This window comes from Ectopseudomonas khazarica (assembly GCF_004521985.1).
Taxonomy (GTDB): Bacteria; Pseudomonadota; Gammaproteobacteria; order Pseudomonadales; family Pseudomonadaceae; genus Aquipseudomonas; species Aquipseudomonas khazarica.
On record NZ_SBHZ01000009.1, the window covers coordinates 111,299 to 130,298 of the forward strand.

A 19,000-nucleotide genomic window follows, 5' to 3' on the forward strand; every position below is an offset into this window, starting at 1 on the left:
GCTTGCGGGCGATCACGCAAACGTCATGATCAACAGCCGGATGTTATCCAGCCCGCGTGCGCCAGCGGATCAGCACCGGGCATTGCCTCAGCGCATCCAGGGTGGCGTCGGCTCGGTATCCTTGGGTTCATCCTCGGCGTTGCGCAGAGCCTGTTTCTTCGCCTCTTCGGCCAGCGCGGCCTTGATCTCGCGCATGACCGCATCGATGTCGGCGGCGTCCTGCGGTTCGGCGAACTCGCCGGTCAGTTGCGTATGCGGCTGCAACTTGCCGGCCTCGTAGAGCGCCCACATTTCCTTGGCGTATTTGGTGTACCTGAGTTCCGGGGCGAACTGGCCGAAGTACTCGGCCATGTTGCGCACATCGCGCTCGAGCATGCTGAAGGCATGGTTGTTGGCCGCCGCATCCACCGCCTGCGGCAGGTCGATGATCACCGGCCCCTCGGGGCCAAGCAGCACGTTGAATTCCGAGAGATCACCGTGCACCAGGCCGGCGCAGAGCATCTTGACGATCTCCTGGATCATGAAGGCGTGAAACTCACGCGCATCATCCGGGTGCAGGTCGACGTCATTGAGCCGCGGCGCGACGTCGCCTTCGCCATCGTCCACCAGCTCCATCAACAGCACGCCATCGAGAAAGTCATAGGGCTTGGGCACCCGCACGCCGGCACTGGCCAGGCGGAACAGTGCCGAGACCTCGGCATTCTGCCAGGCCTGCTCCTGCTCCTTGCGCCCGTACTTGCTGCCCTTGGCCATGGCGCGCGCCTGACGGCTGCCACGCACCTTGCGCCCCTCCTGATATTCGGAGGCCTGGCGGAAACTGCGCTTGTTGGCCTCCTTGTAGACCTTGGCGCAGCGTAGCTCGTCGCCGCAACGCACCACATAGACCGCTGCCTCCTTGCCGCTCATCAGCGGTCGCAACACTTCGTCCACCAGGCCATCCTCGACCAGGGGTTCAATACGTTTGGGCGTCTTCATCGGTGTGGGTCACGGGTCCTTTCTAGCCGGGGATCTGAGTATTGGCCATCCTCGCACAGCCTGAGTCGATCATCACGCATTGATCAGGTGCCGTCTGAGTGCCTCGATGGCATAGCGCACCTTGGCGGGCTGAGCATCGCGGCGCGGCGTGACGATGTACAGGCCCACCGGTTCCAGCTGCCAGTCAGGCAGCAGCGGCAGCAGCTCGCCACTGGCCAGCAGCCCGCGGATTTCCGCCTCGGGCTGCAACGACACACCCATGCCGGCCAGGGTGAACTGGCGCGCCGCCAGGATGTTGTTGCAGGTGACGCGGCTCTCCAGGCGCAGCCGCTGCTGCACGCCAGCGGGGCCCTGCAATACCAGGTGCTGGATGCGCTCGAGGTGCAGGCCGATCCAGTCCAGCTTGAGCAGGTGCTGCGGCTCGCTCGGCAAACCGGCACGCGCCAGGTAGGCCGGCGCGGCGCACAACAGCATGCGCCAGTCGACGATGTAGCGGGCGACCAGACTGGAGTCCTCCTGGCGCCCGACGCGGATGGCCAGATCGATGCGCGACTCGACCAGATCGATCTGCTCGTCCTGAAAGAACAGCGTCAGGCTGAGGCCGGGGTGGGCGCTCAGCAGCGGGGCCAGCGCCTCGCACAGCAGCGGCCCGGAAAAGCCGACCGGGGCCGCGACGCGCAGCTCCCCCACCGGTGCATCCCGCTGCTCGGCCAGGCGCTGCTCGGCGCGCTGCGCCAGCTCGACGATCTGTCGACAGCTGTCATAGAAGGTTGCGCCGGCCTCGGTCAGGGTCAGCTTGCGGGTGGTGCGGTGCAACAGCGTGACCCCCGTGGCCTCCTCCAGTCGCCGCACCTGCTGACTGACCGCAGAGGCGGACATGCCCATGGCTTCCCCTGCACCGACCATCGAGCCCTTCTCCACCACGGTGGCGAACAGCGCCATGCGCTTGAGCTGCTCCATTATGAAGCTCCGCTTAACTATTCCAGTTCATGAAGCCACTTTTTCCCGGGTTTATCCAGCAGCGATCATGTGTTCACCCCAACTACTCGAGGTCCCCCCCATGAAGATCGCTCTGATCGGCGCCACTGGTTATGTCGGCGCCCCCCTGTTGCAGGAAGCGCTGCAGCGCGGACATCAGGTCACCGCGCTGGTGCGCCACCCGGAAAAACTCGCCGCCCACCCTCGCCTGAGCGCCGTACAGGCGAACGTGCAGGACACCGCCAAACTGGCCGAACAGCTGCGAGGCCATGACGTGGTGATCAGCGCCTTCAACCCGGGCTGGGGTGTGGCGGACATCCGCGAGCAGTTCATCAGCGGCAGCCGCTCGATCATCGCGGCGAGCAAGCAGGCGGGCACCCAGCGCCTGCTGGTGGTCGGCGGGGCGGGCAGCCTGTACGTGGCCCCCGGTCTCCAGCTGATCGACACAGCGGACTTTCCCGCCGAATACAAGGAAGGTGCAGAAGGTGCCCGCCAGGTCCTCGACCTGCTGCGTGACGAACAGGCACTGGAATGGACGTTCCTCTCGCCGGCCGCCCTGCTCGTGCCCGGCCCGCGTACCGGCAAGTTCCGCCTCGGCAACGACGAGCTGCTGATGAACGGCGATGAGCCCGGCAGCGTCTCCGTGGCCGACCTGGCCGTCGCGCTGATCGACGAAGCGGAACAGCCACAGCACATCCGCCAGCGGTTCACCCTGGCGTACTGACCTCAGCCCACAGACAGGGTGCGCAGCGCGCACCCGATCAGGAGTCACCATGAATCCATTGAGCAGCAGTGCCTTCGTCGCGACCGACACACCGGCACGTTACATCAGCCGTCTGTGCAAACACTTCGCACACAAGATTCCAGTCAGTTTCGACGAGCAGCAGGGCCGCATCGAGTTCGACTCGGGCCTGGCCACCTTGCAGGCCGAAGAACAGGGTTTGCGCCTGCAGGTCGAGAGTGGCAACGCGGATGACCTGCAACGCCTGCAAGCTGTCGTCGCCAGCCACTTCGAGCGGTTCGCCTGGCAGGAAGCGCTGACCCTGGACTGGCAACCTCAGAGCGCATCCAGCTGAGCGCGCAGACGCCGCAGCACGGCCAGCGACTCGGGGTTGTCGCCGTGCACGCAGAGGCTGTCCGCACGCAGGCGTAGCGGCTTGCCATCGATGTCGGCAAAGGCCTCGCCACGGGCGATGGTCAGGGCCTGCTCCAGTATGCGTTCAGGGTCCTGGTGCACCGCGTCCGCGAGACGTCGCGGTGCCAGCCGACCATCGGAGAGATAGGCGCGGTCGGCGAACGCCTCGAACATCAGCGGAACGTCCGCCTCGTCCGCCAGGCGCAGCTCGCGGCTGTTGTCGGCCAGGGCCAGCACCATCAGGGGCAAGCCTCTGCGATAGCTGGCGCAGGCATCGAGCACCGCCATCAGCAACGCATCGTCGAGCACCAGGTCGTTGTACAGCGCGCCATGGGGTTTGACATAGGCCAGCTGGCCGCCCGCAGCACGGCAGAAGGCATCCAGCGCGCCGATCTGATACAGCATCAGGGCCCGTACTTCTTCCGGCGAACACTGCAGGTGGCGCCTCCCGAAACCCTGCAGGTCGGGGTAGGAAGGGTGTGCACCGACGCTCACGCCATGCTCGATGGCCAGCGCGACGCTACGCGCCATGATCAGTGGATCGCCCGCGTGGAAGCCACAGGCCAGGTTGGCCTGATCGATCAGCGGCATGGCCAGCGCGTCGTCACCCATGCGCCAGGCGCCAAAGCCCTCGCCCATGTCACAGTTGAGCAGTATTCGCTTCATCCACGCAGCATAAGACGGACCGCGGCAAAGTCCAGCCCGCGCCCCGCTTCCGCGTGGTGGTACCCGACACGCCAACCTGCATGAACGCCAACGCCCCGGACCAGCCGGGGCGTTGGACAACCGGGCGTGCCTGTCGGCACGCCGGAGGCGGACTCAGAAGCTGTAGGTCGCCGAGAGGATCGCCGAACGGCCGTCGCCGTACTCGATGGCCGAGGAACGGGCACCCGTGCCCGGCGTCTGACGAACGCGCTCCACGTAGTCTTCGTCGAACAGGTTGTTGAGGTTCAGCTGCAGGTCGACGTTGTCGTTGACCTTGTAGCCGACCATCGCGTTGTGCAACCAGTAGGAGTCCAGCTTGGCGTTGCTGCTGGAGCTGACGTTGCGCTCGCTGACATAGCGGGCGCCGTAACCCAGCGACCAGCCGGCCGGCAGCTGGTACGAGGTCCACAGGTTGAACGAACGCGGCGGCGTGTTGGCCAGGGCCTGACCCTCGCGGGCGATGCCGGCGGCAGTGTCGGCCGCTTCGAGGGTCTCGCTGCTGAGTACGGTGTAGTTGGCGAACACGTCCCAGCGCTCGGTGACATGGCCGGTCAGCCCCACCTCGATCCCTTCGACGCGCTGCTTGCCTGCCAGCTGAGTGCTGCCGTCAGCCATGGTTTCGCGGGCATTGGTCTTTTCTACCCGGAAGATCGCCGCATCCAGCTCCAGGCGACGGTCGAGCAGTTCCCACTTGGTACCCAGCTCCCAGGTCTTGTTCTTCTCCGGATCGAGGCCAGAGGTCGCGTCCGAAACGCCGCTGCCGGTGGTCGCCAGGTATTCGGCCGACGGGTTGAAGGAGGTGCCGTAGGCCACGTAGATGCGGCCATTGTCGACCGGCTTGTAGACCAGGCCGATGCGCCCGCTGAGTTCTTCGTCGCGGGTGTCGAGCTTGGTCAGGGTGCCGGCCGGCAGCGCGGTGTTCTTGTAGTCGCCCTCGATCCAGTCGTAGCGCAGCCCCAGGCTCAGGTCCCAGTCGGAGTTCAGGGCGATGGTGTCGAACACGTACACCGCCTGGTTGTCGAGGCGGGTCGACGTATCCGCGCTCATGGTCTTGTTGACCGCACCGTTCCAGTAGCCCGGCGGGTTGCCCAGCGAGTAGCCAGCGGTCGGGTAGAGCGCGGTGCCCAGGCCATGGTTGTAGGTCAGGCGGTCGTAGTCCTCGCGGGAGATTTCCACCCCGGTGGACAGGCTGTGCTGCAGACCGAAGGTGTCGAAGTCGGCACGCAGGTTGGTCTGGTTGATCAGCATCTTGCTGTTCACGTCACGCCCATAGGCCTGCGGGCCGGCCGGCAGGTAGTTGCCGGCCGGTACGCCGGTGGTGTTGACATGCGAGGCGGAGATCACCGTGTTGCGGTCGATCTGGCTGTAGCGGGTGAGGTTCTGCAGGCTCAGGCTGTCGTTGAAGGCGTGCTCGAGCTTGATGGTGAAGGAGTCGGTCTTGATGTCGTCCTTGTCCAGGTTCTTCCAGCCGAAGTAACTCTCGCGGTCCACCCCGGCGACCTTCTTGCCATCGATGGCCGGCACACCGTAGTCCGGCAGGATGTCGTCGGTCTGGTGAAAGTAGCTGAGGGTCAGGCGGGTGTCCTCGCTCAGGCCCAGGGCCAGCGACGGCGCGATGCCCCAACGCTTGCGGTCGATCTCGTCGCGGCCGGCCACGTCGTTTTCGTGCGTCATCAGGTTGAGCCGGAAGGCACTGTCGGTACCCAGGCCGTCGAGGGTCTGGTTGCTGTCCAGGGTCAAGCGACGGTAGCTGTCGGTGCCGATGCTGGCGCCGATCTGGGTGAAGTCACGCAGGCGAGGCGCCTTGGTCACCTGGTTGATGCTGCCGCCGGTGGTACCGCTGCCGCCGAATACCGAGTTGGGGCCCTTGATGACCTCGACCGACTCGATGTTGAAGGTGTCGGTGCGGTTGGTCTGCGCGCTGTCGCGCAGGCCGTCGATCTGCATGTTGGCGTTGGCGCTGAAGCCACGGATGTTGATGCTGTCACCGGAACCACCACCCCCCTCACCGGCGGTGAAGGTGATGCCGGAAACGTTGGACAGCACCTGGCGCAGGCTCAGCGCCTGCTGCTCGGCGATTATCTTCTGCGGTACCACGGTGACGGTCTGCGGGGTGTCCAGCAGCGGCGCGGTGTACTTGGGCGACGAGACCGACTCGGTCTTGTAGTCACCTTCCTGCTCACCCTTGACCGTGACGCTGTCCAGCTTCAGCGACTCGTCTGCCAGCGCCGGCAGCGTCAGCGAGGCAATGGCCAGGCCGATGGCAGTGGCCAGCACGCGTTTGACGGGCAAAACCTGATCGTAGTTCGTGGCACGCATTTGAGATAACCTGTCAATATGTAATGATAATTATTTACAAACATGTACAGAGGAATCCGCAGAAATCCCCCGCACAACGCCCCGGCGCAGGGCCTGAAACGGCCCTGCCCTCTAAAAGAGAACGTATATTATTTGTAAATAAATTTATGTCAAATAAGAAACACTATTAAATGCATTCTTTTTTGATGCCTGCCGTACGGACGGCTCAACAGGGCGGAGCAGTTCCTTTGCGCAGCGCGTGCAAGGACCTCAGCAGCTGTGTGGCGTCCAGATCGTCTGCGGGCCGATACTGGCCAGATCGGCGCAGCCGGTCAGTGCCATCGCCACCTCCAGTTCCGCGCGCAACAGCTGCAGCACATGCGCCACCCCCACCGCACCGGCTGCGGCCAGGGCGAAGATGCACGGCCGGCCCACCAGCACCGCGTCGGCGCCCAGGGCCAGCGCCTTGAGGATGTCGGTGCCACGGCGGATCCCGCCATCGAGCAGCACCGGCACACGTCCCTGCACCGCGGCCGCCACCTCCGGCAGCGCCTCGATGGTCGCCGGCAGGCCATCGAGCGTGCGGCCGCCGTGGTTGGACACGATCAGCCCATCGACCCCAGCCGCCAGTGCCTGCTCGGCATCGGCGGCGCTGAGGATGCCCTTGAGCAGGATCGGCAGGCGCGTCTGCGCGCGCAGCCAGGCCAGGTCGGCCCAGGTCGGCGCGGCGTTGAGCAGCGGTCCGCCGAGCAACAGGCTGCTGGCGGACGGATCGGCGCTGACCGCCAGCGGGCGCATGCCGCGCAGATTCACCGCCTCGATACCGGCGGGCAAGGCGAAGCCCGCGCGCTGCTCACGGTTGCGGATGCCGCTGACCGGCGCGTCCACCGTCAGTACCAGGGCACGATAACCGGCGGCTTCGGCGCGCCGCACCAGGGCGGCGGTGAAATCACGGTCGGGCTGGATGTACAGCTGGAACCACAGCGGTGTCTGCGCCTGCGCCGCGATGGTCTCCAGCTCGATGCTGGCCTGGGTGCTGACCACCATGCCGGCACGCAGCGCGCTGGCGCCCAGCACGCAGGCCAGTTCGCCGTCGGCATGGGCCAGCTTCTGATAGGCCACCGGCGCAACGAAGATCGGATGCTCGTAGTCCTGACCGAACAGGCGCAGGCGCGTGTTGCCACCGCGCAGGTCCTGCAGCACGCGACTGCGCAGACGCAGCCGATCGAACGCCTGGCGATTGTCCTGCAGGGTCAGCTCATCCGCCGCCCCTCCGGCCAGGTAGGCCCAGGCCTGCTCGCTCATGCGTTCGCGGGCATAGGCCTGGTAGTCGCCGACGGCGGCGATGTCAGCGGGAATCTGTTGCAGCGGGGCAAGGGGCATGGCGACTCTCGATGGCGACTCAGGTCTGCGACCACTGCCGCAGCAGGTTGTGATACAGCCCGGTCAGGCGCAGCAGCTCGGGGCTGTCCGGCACCTGCAGGCGCAGCGCCTGGATGCTGTCGTCGAGTTCCAGCAGCAGCTCGCGCTGGTCATCCTGACGCACCAGGCTCTGCAACCAGAAGAACGAGGCCAGACGCGCACCGCGAGTCACCGGCTCGACGCGATGCAGGCTGCCACTGGAATACAGCACCAGGTGCCCGGCCGGCAGCTTGATCCGCCGCTCGCGCGTCACCAGTTCGCCGCCGTCGTACTCGTCGGGTTCGTTGAAGAACAGCGTCGCCGACAGGTCGGCGCGGATACGCTGCGAGGTCCCCGGCACGCTGAAGATCGCATTGTCGATGTGGTCGCCGTACTGGCCTCCGCCGGCATAGCGGTTGAAGCGCGGCGGCACCACCTTGAGCGGCAAGGCAGCGGCCATGAAGCGCGGGTTGCGACTCAGGCATTCGAGCAGGAAGTCGCCGAGCTGCTGCGTCAGCGGATCGTTCTGCGCCAGTTGCTGATTGGTCTTGGCGTGCACCGCCTGGTGCCCGGCGCTCAGGCGCCCGTCCTGCCAGCTCGCCGTCTCGAGCGCCGCACGGCAATCGCGCAACTGCTCGGCATCGAGCACATCGGGGATGATCAGCATCATGGTGCCGCTCCAGGGCAAAGGCCAAAAGTGATAATGATTCTAAATAGCTGACACACCAAACAACAGCCATGCGCGACAGAAATGAAAACGCCCACACGAGGTGGGCGCTTGCAGACAGCGTCGGGCCTTACAGGTAGTAAGACTTCAGCGGCGGGAAGCCATTGAACTCCACGGCGCTGTAGCTGGTGGTGTAAGCGCCGGTGGAGAGCCAGTACAGGCGATCACCGCTGGCCAGGTTCAGCGGCAGGCCGTACTTGTAGTTCTCGTACATGATGTCGGCGCTGTCGCAGGTCGGGCCGGCGATCACCACTTCCTCCATCTCGCCCTTCTTCTCGGTCCAGATGGGGAACTTGATGGCCTCGTCCATGGTTTCGATCAGGCCGCTGAACTTGCCGACGTCGGCATACACCCAGCGCTCCACGGCGGTACGCGACTTGCGCGCCACCAGCACCACTTCGGAGACCAGCACGCCGGCGTTGGCGATCAGCGAACGGCCCGGCTCGAGGATGATCTCCGGCAGTTCGTCACCGAAGTCTTCCTTGAGGAAGCGGGTGATCTCCTCGGCGTAGGTTTCCAGGTCGTTGGTGCGCTGGATGTAGTTGGCCGGGAAGCCGCCGCCCATGTTGATCATCTGCAGGGTGATGCCGTCTTCTTCCTTGAGACGCTCGAAGATCACCTTGACCTTGGCGATGGCGGCATCCCACACGTCGATGTCGCGCTGCTGCGAACCGACATGGAAGGAAATGCCGTACGGCACCAGGCCCAGCTGCTTGGCCAGGATCAGCAGATCCAGCGCCATGTCCGGCTGGCAACCGAACTTGCGGCTCAGCGGCCAGTCGGCGCTGGTCGAACCTTCGGTGAGGATGCGCACGTAGATCTTCGAACCCGGCGCCGCCTTGGCGATGTTGCGCAGGTCGGCTTCGGAGTCGGTGGCGAACAGGCGCACGCCCTTGTCGTAGAAGTAGCGAATGTCGCGGGACTTCTTGATGGTGTTGCCGTAGCTGATGCGCTCCGGGCCGACACCTGCGCTCATGACCTTGTCCAGCTCGTAGATCGAGGCGATGTCGAAGCTCGAGCCCTTGTCGCGCAGCAGCTCGATGATCTCGATGGCCGGGTTGGCCTTGACCGCGTAATAGATCTTGGCGAACGGGAAGCAGTTGCCCAGCTGGTCATAGGCATCGGCGATGATCTGCCGGTCGATCACCACGAAGGGGGTCTCGTGCTGATCGGCGAATGCCTTCATGCGCTGGAAAGTGGCGGGTGCGTAGTAGTCTTCGACCTTGATCGACATGCTGGGGACTCCAATGGCAAAACCAGGAACACATGAATTCGGGCAGCGAAACGCCTGACAGGTTCCGCTACGTGTCGGGGCTGGCCGCGCAACGCGCGAGCCTGAACGTCTGACAGTTTCCCCACTTTGGTTCGCCTACTTCCCAAGGCATGTCGCCGAGCATCACTGATCGCGGTGGGCCACCAGCGATCTCTCGTCGTCAGTACTTGAGCCGGATGGATCGTTTCCAGCATGGACGTTCGGGCGCGGACTTTAAGACCATGCGCCCGTCAGATCAACCGGAAATTCCCCCTATCTGGAGCGGCCCTGGCAAACGTTCCGGATATCACACAGAACAGGCGGAAATGCTGAACGGACGCGGCTTTCAGCCTCTGCCAAGTCTAGACGAGAGAGATGTCAGCGGCATGGCAACCGGGTGCACGCCGACCTCCCGATTGCCCCGCCGGAACGACCTCGATTCAGTACACGTCACGCCGGTAGCGTCCGTCCTCGACCAGTTGCTGCACGCACTCGTCGCCGAGCACCTCACGCAGTGCCACATCGACACCGCCGGCCATGCCGTCGAGGCTGCCGCACACGTAGATCGCCGCGCCCTCGTCCAGCCAGGCATGCAGACGTGCGCTGTGCTCACGCAGCAGGTCCTGCACATAGTGCTTGCGGGCCTGATCGCGGGAGAAGGCCAGGTCCAGATACTGCAGGTCGCCGGCCTCCAGCGCCGCCTGCAGCTCGTCGCCGCAGAAGAAGTCGCAGGCGCGGCTGCGCTCGCCGAACAGCAGCCAGTTGCGCCCCTGGCCTGCCAGTGCACGCGCCCGCAGCAACGAACGCAGCCCGGCCAGGCCGGTGCCATTGCCGATCAGGATCAGCGGCCGATCATCCTCCGGCAGATGGAAACCGGTGTTGCGCCGCACCCGCGCCAGCAGCTGCCCGCCCACGGGCAGGTACTCGCTCAGCCAGCCGGACCCCAGACCCAGGCGGCCACCCGCCTGTACGGCCTGGCGCACGATCAGCTGCAGCACACCGTCGGCCGCCACCGAGGCAATGGAGTAGTCGCGCGCCCCCAGCGGCACCAGGGCATCGACCAGCGCCTGGGCATGCAGCCCGACCAGGTGGGCGAAGCTGCCCGGCAACTGGCGCTCGGCCAGGGCTTCACGCAGGCTGGTCGCCTGGCTATCCAGCGTCACCGGCTCGCTGCCGTCGAAGCCGGAGTGTTGCAGCCAGGCCTGCACGGCGGCGGCCCCGTGGCGCGGACGGATCTCCAGGATGTCGCCGGCCTGCCAGTCACTCTGCGCAGGCGGCGTCAGGCCGATGAAGTACACCGGCGCGCCCTGACTGCCGTGGTTGAGCAGGCGGCGCTCGGCGAGCGTCCAGTTCTGCCAGGGCGTTTCTTCGAAGCGCATCGGCGCCGCACCGGTCAGGTCGCTCAACTGCTGCTGCCAGCGCTGCAGTGCCGCCTGGTCGGCGCCATCCACCTCGATGCTGTCGAACAGCGACCGAGCGCCCTGCAGCCCCAGCCAGGCGTTGATGCGCCGGGCGAAGCCACAGAAGTGCTGATACTGCCGGTCACCCAGCGCCAGCACCGCATAGCTCAGTTGCTCGAGAGGCACCGAACCCGCCAGCACCTTGCGCTCGAAGCCCTGCGCCGCATCCGGCGCCTCGCCATCACCGAAGGTGCTGACCACGAACAGCGCCTTCTGCGTCTGGCGCAGGCTGTCGGCATCCAGGCGTGACAGCGGTTCGACCCGTACCGGGATACCGGCGGCCTGCAACTGGCCGGCACTCTGCCAGGCCAGCTGTTCGGCAAAGCCGCTCTGGCTGGCGAACCCCACCAGCCAGCCACCTGCCGAGTCCTCGTCCTTGAGCGAGCTGCGCGCCGCCAGCGCAGCCCGCTTCTTGCGCCGGCGATCCAGGTACAGCAGCCAGCCGGTGATGAAGAACAGCGGCATGGCCGCCGTGGCCAGCATCATCAGGATGCGCCCCGGCATGCCGAAGTACTCGCCGACATGCAGCGCATAGACGCTGGCCAGCAGCTGCGCCTTGAAACTCTTGTCGGCGTAGCGCTCATGGCGGCTGACCGCGCCGCTTTTCGGATCGATCTGGAACTGGTTGAAGGCGCGCACATGATCGGCGCCGTCGAGCATGTAGAAGACGGTCCCCGGCTGCCCGGCCACGGCTGGCAAGCGCAGGTTCCAGGCGACCAGGCCCGGGCCGGCGGCCTGCTGGATGCTCTGCCAGACGGCGTCGTAGTCGACTTCGGGGGCCGGGCCGTTGCCCGCGTCACGGCCACCCCGGCCACGGCCTTCCCCGCGCTTCTCCGGCGCCGTGTCGGAGAGCATGCGCGTCAGCCCTTCGCGGTACCACTCATAGGACCAGTACAGGCCGGTGAGCCCCGCGCAGAGGTAGAACAGCAGCACCCAGGTGCCGGCCACCGCGTGCAGGTCCCAGTTGAAGCCACGGCCTTTCTTCTTCCAGTCCAGGGTCAGCCAGGTGCGCCAGTTCAGAGCCTTGCGCGGCCAGCGCAGGTAGAGACCGGACAGGCAGAAGAAAATCAGCGCCAGGGTGCTGGCGGCGGTGATCTGCTTGCCCACCTCCCCCATCGACAGGAAGCGGTGCAGCATCAGCATAAGGTGGAAGAAGTCCTGGCCGATCGGCTCGGCCAGCACCTCGCCGGTGTAGGGGTCGAACGCGATGCGCGGCCCGCGTCGCTCGCCTGGCGGCGGCGCGAGAAAGGCCATGCCCGGCCCGTCATGCCGGGTATCGACCCACAAGCCGGTGACGCGATCAGCGGTCGCGGCCTCGATCCGCGACACCAGTTCGCGCGGCGCAAGGTGGCCCTGCTCGCTCGGCTCGATCTGCCAGCGCTCGGCATTGAGCGCCCGGGTTATCTCGCCCTCGAAACTGTAGAGCGCGCCGGTGATGCCCATGACGGCCAGCACCAGGCCGGCGCTGATGCCGAAGAACCAATGCAACTGGAAGATGATTTTCTTGAACACGACGGCGCCACCCCTACCCTGACCCTTTGCGACGGGCGGCTACTCTATATGGGAATAATTTTCATAACCATTTATTTACGCGATTTTTACGCATTCGCAGCCTGCGCGACTCTCCTGCCCGGCCAGGGCACCTGAAACCCGATGGCCGCCCCTCGGCCAGAGCCTGCAGTTATCGGTATAATCGCCAGTTTCCGGGCGCCAAGGCGCCCTCAACGATTCCATCCAGGCACGCATTCATGACCACCCAGGCCGCCGAAGTCGCCAAGCGCCGTACGTTCGCCATCATTTCCCACCCGGACGCCGGTAAGACCACCATCACCGAGAAACTGCTGCTGATGGGCAAGGCCATCGAAGTCGCAGGGACCGTGAAGTCGCGCAAGTCCGACCGCCATGCCACGTCCGACTGGATGGAGATGGAGAAGCAGCGCGGCATCTCCATCACCACCTCGGTGATGCAGTTCCCCTACCGCGAGCACATGATCAACCTGCTCGACACCCCCGGCCACGAAGACTTCTCCGAAGACACCTACCGCACCCTGACCGCGGTGGACTCGGCGCTGATGGTGCTCGACGGCGGCAAGGGCGTCGAGCCGCGGACCATCGCCCTGATGGATGTCTGCCGCCTGCGCGACACGCCCATCGTCAGCTTCATCAACAAACTCGACCGCGACATCCGCGACCCCATCGAGCTGCTCGACGAGATCGAGGCGGTGCTCAACATCAAGGCCGCGCCGATCACCTGGCCGATCGGCTGTTACAAGGACTTCAAGGGCGTCTACCACCTGACTGGCGACTACATCATCGTCTACACCCCCGGTCACGGCCACGAGCGCACCGAAGCCAAGATCATCCAGAGCCTCGACTCCGACGAGGCGCGCGCGCACCTCGGCGACATGTACGAGCGCTTCGTCGAAGAGCTGGAACTGGTCCAGGGGGCCTGCCACGAGTTCGACCCCGAGGCCTTCCTCGAGGGCGCGATGACCCCGGTATTCTTCGGCACCGCACTGGGCAACTTCGGTGTCGACCATGTGCTCGACGCCGTGGTCGACTGGGCCCCGCGCCCGCTGGCGCGCGTGGCCAACGAGCGCAGCGTGGAGCCGACCGAGGAGAAGTTCTCCGGCTTCGTGTTCAAGATTCAGGCGAACATGGACCCGAAACACCGCGACCGCATCGCCTTCATGCGCATCTGCTCGGGCAAGTACACCCAGGGCATGAAGATGCGCCACGCCCGCCTGGGCAAGGACGTGCGCGTCGGCGACGCGCTGACCTTCTTCTCCAGCGAGCGTGAGCACCTGGAAGAGGCCTACGCCGGCGACATCATCGGCCTGCACAACCACGGCACCATCCAGATCGGCGACACCTTCACCGAAGGCGAGAACCTCGGCTTCACCGGTATCCCGCACTTCGCCCCGGAACTGTTCCGCCGCGTACGCCTGAAGGACCCGCTGAAATCCAAGCAGCTGCGTCAGGGCCTGCAGGAACTGGCTGAGGAAGGCGCGACCCAGGTGTTCTTCCCCGAGCGCAACAACGACATCATCCTCGGTGCGGTCGGTGTGCTGCAGTTCGACGTGGTCGCCAGCCGTCTGAAAGAGGAATACAAGGTGGAATGCGCGTACGAGGCGATCAACGTCTGGTCCGCCCGCTGGATCGAATGCAGCGACGAGAAGAAGCTCAAGGAATTCAAGGACAAGGCCTACGAGAACCTCGCCGTCGACGGCGGCGGCCACCTCACCTACCTGGCCCCGACCCGCGTCAACCTCAGCCTGATGGAAGAGCGCTGGCCGGAGGTGAAATTCCGCGCCACCCGTGAGCATCACTGATCGTCGCACTGCATAAGGCCAAAAACGTCGACCTGTAGGGTGGATGACGCTCTTCTCATCCACCGATGCGGTTGCAGGGTGGTGGATGGATGAAGCGTCATCCACCCTACGCAACTGCAGAGGCCGGCTTGCCGGCGATCAGGTTGTGTACCACCCTTGCCGATGATCGCCGGCAAGCCGGCTCCTACAGCCCGACGTTGAGAAATCTGGAATGGACTCCAGCCGCTTCAACCACCGTGGCCATGCCCTGCGCCATGGACGCGTCTCGGACCCCGGCCGCGCCTACCTGCTGACCACGGTCACCCATGAGCGACATCCCATCTTTCAGGACTGGCAGCTGGCCAGGCTGCTGATTGCAGAGATGCGCCGCCTGCATGAGCGGCAACTCGTCCAGTCACTCGCCTGGGTCGTCATGCCCGACCACCTGCACTGGCTCGTCCAGCTGCAGGAGACATCACTGGCCAAGCTGGTACTGCAGCTCAAGTCCCGTAGCGCCATTGCCATCAACAAGGCGCGTGAAACCAGCGGCCGTGTCTGGCAGAAGGGCTTTCACGACCACGCCCTGCGCCAGGAAGAAGACCTGGCCGCCACGGCACGCTACATCGTTGCCAACCCGCTACGCGCCGGTCTGGTGAAACGTGTCGGTGACTATCCCCACTGGGATGCGATCTGGCTGTAGTGCCTCTGCTGTAGGAGCCGGCTTGCCGGCGATCATGGCGACGAAAGCGCATCGCCCGCAAGCGGGCTCCTACCAGGAGTGCGGCGTTACCTGCAAGCGATCGTGGTCGCAGGTACAGAGCAATCGTGCCGTGCTCGGCTCTGCCAGCAGGCACTCGGCGATCGCCGGTTCCAGTTCGGTACGTATTCGACGCGCCAGGGCGCGGGCGCCGAAACGTACATCGTGCTCACGGCACAACCAGGCGCGGGAGCTCGGCTCCAGGTGCAGCGAACGGCCCTGGCGCGCAAGGCGCTGGCCAAGCTTGTCCAGTTCGATCTCCAGCAAGGCGTCCAGCCAGCGTTCGTCGACCCGCTCGAACACCAGGATGCGGTCGATACGGTTGAGCCATTCCGGCTCGAAACGCTGGTGCAGCACCTGCTCCAGCAGCGCCGCCTCCCCCTTCGGTGCCAGGCCCAGCCAGCGCCGCCAGCCACGACCGAAGCGCTCACGGTAGCGCTGCGCCTGCTGCGCCCCGACATTGCTGGTCATGAAGATCAGGCTGTTGCGGAAATCCAGGGTGCGGCTGCCGGCCGTCAGGGTCAGCCGGCCATGTTCGAGAATGCCGAGCAGGCTGCGCAGCACTTCCGGGCTGGCCTTCTCCAGCTCGTCGAACAGCACGATACCGGGTCGCCCGAAACTGCCGGCGATGGCTTCGCCATCGAACAGCGTGGTGCCCTCCTTGCTGCCGACGTAACCCGGTGGCGCGCCGGTCAACGCCGCAGCGTAATGCTCCTGGGCCAGGGTGTGCATGTCGATGCGGCACATCGCGTCGGCGCGGCCGTGAATGGCCTGGGCCAGCAGGCGCACGATCTCGGTCTTGCCGACACCGGTCGGGCCCATGAACAGGTTGACCGCCAAAGGCCGCTCGCGCTCACCGATGTCGACCTTGACCACCTTGAGCATGGACTCGACCTGCGCCAGCACGGCGTCCTGGCCGACGATGCGCGAGCGCAGCAACGCCATGACCACTGCCGGCTCGAAGAGGAAACGCGACTGCAGGCGAGCAACGCCCTGTTCATCCAGACGTTCGCGGTTGCTGTCGATCAGGTCGTTGGCGAAGGGCATCTCGTTTATTCCACAGAGACAAAGGCATCGCCGGCAAGCCGGCTCCTGCGGGCGATCAGCCAGCCGTGCGTTCCTTGCCCGGATGCGGCAGCTCTGCCACCGGGCAGTCGGCCACGCCGATGGTCGAGCGGGTCATCTTCTCCACATCCTCCTGGGCCTTCTGCGCGTCCAACACCCAGGTGCGGTAGAACTCGAACGGGCAGTCGGCCACGCCCTTGTCGCCATCCCCGGAGTTGTAGACGCCGGTGTAGCCACGGTGCAGCAGCTTGAACAGGTGGTTCTGCGACTGGTCATTGGCCCGTGCATCGCGGATCTGCGACACCGACAGCTGGGCGTACTGGATGCCCATTTCCTCCTCGCCGCACTCGCCCAGGGTGCGCCCGTCGAAACCGATCAACGCGGAGTGGCCGAAGTAGCTGTACACACCGTCGAAGCCGCTGGCGTTGGCCACCGCCACATAGCAGTTGTTGGCCCAGGCCATGGTCTTGGCCATCAGCACCTGCTGCTCCTTGGCCGGGTACATATAGCCCTGGCAGCGCACGATCAGCTCGGCGCCCTTCATCGCGCAGTCGCGCCAGATTTCCGGGTAGTTGCCGTCATCGCAGATGATCAGGCTGATCTTCATGCCCTTGGGGCCAGTGGAGACATAGGTGCGGTCACCCGGATACCAGCCCTCGATGGGGCACCAGGGAATGCACTTGCGGTACTTCTGCACGATCTCGCCCTGGTCATCGATCAGGACGAGGGTGTTGTAGGGCGCCTTGTGCGGATGCTCTTCGTGGCGCTCGCCAGTGAGCGAGAAGATGCCCCAGGTTTTCGCCTCGCGGCAGGCGGCGGAGAAGATCGCGGTCTCCTCGCCGGGGATGGCGGCGGCGGTGGCCATCATCTCGTCCCTGTCGTACATGATGCCCATGGTGCTGTACTCGGGGAACACCACCAGGTCCATGCCGGGCAGGCCGAGCTTCATGCCCTTGATCATCTCGGCGATCTTGCGCGCGTTGTCGAGCACCTCGGCCTTGCTGTGCAGACGCGGCATCTTGTAGTTGACGACAGCAACGCCGACGGTATCGGGGCTGCTGGAAATGTCGCCGTGGCGCATGGAAAACTCTCCTTAGCCGCAAGCGACAAGCTGCAAGCCTCAAGCAAGAGCGCGCTCTGCTTGCCGCTTGTGGCTTGCAGCTTGTCGCTGCTGTTTAGTGACTGATCATCCACGGCCGTGCCGATGGGCTGGCCTTGAGGCCGTGCGGGTTGGCCTTGGTGCGCTGCACCGGCTTGCTCGGGCCGCAGCAGCTGCAACCGGCCGGATGCTTGCGGCTGGCCTTGTACTCGTCGAGATTCATCGGCGCGTTGGCGCTGCGCTCGTTGCTTTCATGGGCGCGGCGCTGGCTGCCCGGCAGGGTCGACAGGCCCGGCGCGCTGAGGATCACCCGCTCGCTGGCGGTGTCGCAGTACGGGCAGGCGCAGGCCTGGTCGCGCTCGGCCATTGGCCGCAGCACGGTGAAGTCGCCGCAGTGCGGGCAGTCGTATTCGTAGATGGGCATGACGGCATTCCTCGAAAGACCAGGGCCCCTCCCCCGCATGCAGGAGAGGGGGAGTGGCATCACTTGTCGTAGGCGATGGGCATGTCGATGCTGCCGTCGAGGAACCGGGTCGGGCCGCTGGCGCTGGGGTTGATGTCGAACTCGAAGATATCGGTCGGCAACCACAGCGTGGCGCAGGCGTTGGGGATGTCGACCACCCCGCTGATATGCCCCTGCACCGGTGCCGAACCCAGCAGCGAGTAACCCTGCGCGCCGCTGTAGCCGAACTTCTTCAGGTAGTTGATGGCGTTCAGGCAGGCCTGCTTGTAGGCCAGGTTGACGTCGAGGTAGTGCTGCTTGCCGTCGTCGTCCACCGAGATGCCTTCGAAGATCAGGAAGTTGTTGTAGGTGGGCACGATCGGGCTGGGTTTGAAGATCGGGTTCTTGATGCCGTACTTGGCCATGCCGCCCTTGATCAGCTCGACCTTCATGTGCACCCAGCCGGCCATCTCGATGGCGCCGCAGAAGGTGATCTCGCCATCGCCCTGGCTGAAGTGCAGATCACCGACCGACAGGCCGGCGCCGTCGACGTAGACCGGGAAGAAGATCTTCGAACCGCGCGACAGGTCCTTGATGTCGCAGTTGCCGCCATGCTCGCGTGGCGGCACGGTACGCGCGCCGGTGGCGGCGGCCATGTCGCGGGCATCGCCCTTGAGCTTGCCCATGTGTGCTGTGGAGGCGAACGGCGGGTTGGCCAGCGGCGGTACGCGGGTCGGGTTGGTGTCGATCAGCGCCTGCTCGCGCTTGTTCCAGTCGGCGAGCATCTTGTGGTCCGGCAGGCAGCCGATCAGGCCGGGGTGGATCAGGCCGGCGAAGCGCACGCCGGGGATGTGCCGGCTCTTGGTGAACATGCCCTCGAAGTCCCAGATCGACTTCTGCGCCGCCGGGAAGTGATCGGTGAGGAAGCCGCCGCCATTGCTCTGCGAGAAGAAACCGTTGAAGCCCCAGAGCATGTCCTGCTTGGCGCCGATGTCGAGCAGTTCGACGATCAGCAGATCGCCCGGCTCGGCCCCTTTCACGCCCACCGGACCGGACAGGTAGTGCACGGTGGAGAGGTCGACGTCGCGCACGTCCGAGGCATCGTCATCGTTCTTGATCGCGCCGCCGGTCCAGTCGTAGGTCTCGAGGATGAAGTCATCGCCCGGATTGACCCAGCAGGCCATCGGGATGTCCGGGTGCCAGCGGTTGTGGACTTGCTCGTTCTCGGTGGCGGCCTGGTTGAGGTCGACCTTGATCAGGGTATCGGTCATGACAAAGCTCCATGGGACCTGTGAGGAATGCCGGCCGCTGTGTGCCGGGTACGCAGCCAGTCTCAAGCGCGCGGGGAAATCGGCAAATACGTTGGATGACGTATGCCCGGAACGCCGACCTTAC

16 protein-coding genes are annotated in these 19,000 nt (G+C 65.2%); 4 read left to right on the top strand and 12 right to left on the bottom strand.

Features of this window, described 5'->3' with window-relative positions; genetic code table 11:
• Positions 1-87: 87 nt before the first annotated feature.
• A complete protein-coding gene (locus EPK82_RS13635) occupies positions 88-975 on the bottom strand; it encodes a PA4780 family RIO1-like protein kinase (protein WP_134676899.1) in 888 nt (295 codons plus the stop codon).
• A gap of 72 nt (positions 976-1,047) precedes the next feature.
• Positions 1,048-1,935 (bottom strand): LysR family transcriptional regulator, encoded by an 888-nt coding sequence (locus EPK82_RS13640; RefSeq protein WP_134676900.1) that lies wholly within the window; start codon positions 1,933-1,935, stop codon positions 1,048-1,050.
• Positions 1,936-2,035: 100 nt separating this feature from the next.
• Here EPK82_RS13640 and EPK82_RS13645 point away from each other — a divergent pair, with 100 nt between their 5' ends.
• Positions 2,036-2,677, top strand: a complete 642-nt coding sequence (locus tag EPK82_RS13645) for an NAD(P)-dependent oxidoreductase (protein WP_037046326.1) — start codon at positions 2,036-2,038, stop codon at positions 2,675-2,677.
• A gap of 49 nt (positions 2,678-2,726) precedes the next feature.
• Complete coding sequence (locus tag EPK82_RS13650) at positions 2,727-3,029, top strand: DUF2218 domain-containing protein (protein WP_037046322.1); 303 nt, start codon at positions 2,727-2,729, stop codon at positions 3,027-3,029.
• Here EPK82_RS13650 and EPK82_RS13655 read toward each other — a convergent pair.
• The 6 genes from EPK82_RS13655 to EPK82_RS13680 all read right to left on the bottom strand — a co-directional run bounded on the left by EPK82_RS13655 (position 3,011) and on the right by EPK82_RS13680 (position 12,443).
• Positions 3,011-3,754 carry a 5-oxoprolinase subunit PxpA gene (locus EPK82_RS13655; protein WP_037046316.1) on the bottom strand — a complete coding sequence of 248 codons (744 nt, stop codon included), beginning with the start codon at positions 3,752-3,754 and terminating at the stop codon, positions 3,011-3,013. The two genes, EPK82_RS13650 and EPK82_RS13655, sit on opposite strands and share 19 nt — an antisense overlap.
• Before the next feature lie 153 nt (positions 3,755-3,907).
• Positions 3,908-6,112, bottom strand: coding sequence for a TonB-dependent receptor (locus EPK82_RS13660; RefSeq protein ID WP_051800505.1), 2,205 nt, complete (start codon positions 6,110-6,112; stop codon positions 3,908-3,910).
• A gap of 249 nt (positions 6,113-6,361) precedes the next feature.
• The gene (locus tag EPK82_RS13665; RefSeq protein ID WP_134676901.1) at positions 6,362-7,474 is read right to left on the bottom strand and encodes an alpha-hydroxy acid oxidase; all 1,113 of its coding nucleotides are present in this window, start codon (positions 7,472-7,474) and stop codon (positions 6,362-6,364) included.
• Positions 7,475-7,493: 19 nt separating this feature from the next.
• Entirely contained in the window at positions 7,494-8,162 is a 669-nt protein-coding gene (locus EPK82_RS13670) for a Fe2+-dependent dioxygenase (protein WP_037046309.1), read from the bottom strand.
• Positions 8,163-8,289: 127 nt separating this feature from the next.
• On the bottom strand, positions 8,290-9,453 hold the full coding sequence (locus EPK82_RS13675) for a type III PLP-dependent enzyme (RefSeq protein WP_037046306.1): 1,164 nt from the start codon (positions 9,451-9,453) through the stop codon (positions 8,290-8,292).
• A 458-nt stretch (positions 9,454-9,911) separates the two neighbouring features.
• The gene (locus EPK82_RS13680) at positions 9,912-12,443 is read right to left on the bottom strand and encodes a sulfite reductase flavoprotein subunit alpha (RefSeq protein ID WP_134676902.1); all 2,532 of its coding nucleotides are present in this window, start codon (positions 12,441-12,443) and stop codon (positions 9,912-9,914) included.
• A gap of 236 nt (positions 12,444-12,679) precedes the next feature.
• On the opposite strand from EPK82_RS13680, the gene EPK82_RS13685 reads away from it, so the two are divergent.
• Positions 12,680-14,263: a peptide chain release factor 3 gene (locus tag EPK82_RS13685; protein WP_134676903.1), complete on the top strand. Its 1,584-nt coding sequence runs from the start codon at positions 12,680-12,682 to the stop codon at positions 14,261-14,263.
• 211 nt (positions 14,264-14,474) lie between these two features.
• Positions 14,475-14,942 (top strand): REP-associated tyrosine transposase, encoded by a 468-nt coding sequence (locus tag EPK82_RS13690; RefSeq protein ID WP_134676904.1) that lies wholly within the window; start codon positions 14,475-14,477, stop codon positions 14,940-14,942.
• A 69-nt stretch (positions 14,943-15,011) separates the two neighbouring features.
• On the opposite strand, the gene EPK82_RS13695 is transcribed toward EPK82_RS13690, so the two are convergent.
• The 4 genes from EPK82_RS13695 to fmdA form a co-directional block, all read right to left on the bottom strand.
• Entirely contained in the window at positions 15,012-16,046 is a 1,035-nt protein-coding gene (locus EPK82_RS13695) for an AAA family ATPase (RefSeq protein WP_167494351.1), read from the bottom strand.
• 55 nt (positions 16,047-16,101) lie between these two features.
• A complete protein-coding gene (locus tag EPK82_RS13700) occupies positions 16,102-17,145 on the bottom strand; it encodes an aliphatic amidase (RefSeq protein ID WP_037046292.1) in 1,044 nt (347 codons plus the stop codon).
• 94 nt (positions 17,146-17,239) lie between these two features.
• A complete protein-coding gene (locus EPK82_RS13705) occupies positions 17,240-17,587 on the bottom strand; it encodes an FmdB family zinc ribbon protein (protein WP_134676905.1) in 348 nt (115 codons plus the stop codon).
• 59 nt (positions 17,588-17,646) lie between these two features.
• The gene (gene fmdA / locus EPK82_RS13710; RefSeq protein ID WP_047589798.1) at positions 17,647-18,876 is read right to left on the bottom strand and encodes a formamidase; all 1,230 of its coding nucleotides are present in this window, start codon (positions 18,874-18,876) and stop codon (positions 17,647-17,649) included.
• Positions 18,877-19,000 lie beyond the last annotated feature (124 nt).

Bases quoted from the DNA above. Each gene is read 5' to 3' on its own strand.
- EPK82_RS13635 (WP_134676899.1), bottom strand. From the start codon at position 975: ATGAAGACGCCCAAACGTATTGAACCCCTGGTCGAGGATGGCCTGGTG.
- EPK82_RS13640 (WP_134676900.1), bottom strand. From the start codon at position 1,935: ATGGAGCAGCTCAAGCGCATGGCGCTGTTCGCCACCGTGGTGGAGAAG.
- EPK82_RS13645 (WP_037046326.1), top strand. From the start codon at position 2,036: ATGAAGATCGCTCTGATCGGCGCCACTGGTTATGTCGGCGCCCCCCTG.
- EPK82_RS13650 (WP_037046322.1), top strand. From the start codon at position 2,727: ATGAATCCATTGAGCAGCAGTGCCTTCGTCGCGACCGACACACCGGCA.
- EPK82_RS13655 (WP_037046316.1), bottom strand. From the start codon at position 3,754: ATGAAGCGAATACTGCTCAACTGTGACATGGGCGAGGGCTTTGGCGCC.
- EPK82_RS13660 (WP_051800505.1), bottom strand. From the start codon at position 6,112: ATGCGTGCCACGAACTACGATCAGGTTTTGCCCGTCAAACGCGTGCTG.
- EPK82_RS13665 (WP_134676901.1), bottom strand. From the start codon at position 7,474: ATGCCCCTTGCCCCGCTGCAACAGATTCCCGCTGACATCGCCGCCGTC.
- EPK82_RS13670 (WP_037046309.1), bottom strand. From the start codon at position 8,162: ATGATGCTGATCATCCCCGATGTGCTCGATGCCGAGCAGTTGCGCGAT.
- EPK82_RS13675 (WP_037046306.1), bottom strand. From the start codon at position 9,453: ATGTCGATCAAGGTCGAAGACTACTACGCACCCGCCACTTTCCAGCGC.
- EPK82_RS13685 (WP_134676903.1), top strand. From the start codon at position 12,680: ATGACCACCCAGGCCGCCGAAGTCGCCAAGCGCCGTACGTTCGCCATC.
- EPK82_RS13690 (WP_134676904.1), top strand. From the start codon at position 14,475: ATGGACTCCAGCCGCTTCAACCACCGTGGCCATGCCCTGCGCCATGGA.
- EPK82_RS13695 (WP_167494351.1), bottom strand. From the start codon at position 16,046: ATGCCCTTCGCCAACGACCTGATCGACAGCAACCGCGAACGTCTGGAT.
- EPK82_RS13700 (WP_037046292.1), bottom strand. From the start codon at position 17,145: ATGCGCCACGGCGACATTTCCAGCAGCCCCGATACCGTCGGCGTTGCT.
- EPK82_RS13705 (WP_134676905.1), bottom strand. From the start codon at position 17,587: ATGCCCATCTACGAATACGACTGCCCGCACTGCGGCGACTTCACCGTG.
- fmdA (WP_047589798.1), bottom strand. From the start codon at position 18,876: ATGACCGATACCCTGATCAAGGTCGACCTCAACCAGGCCGCCACCGAG.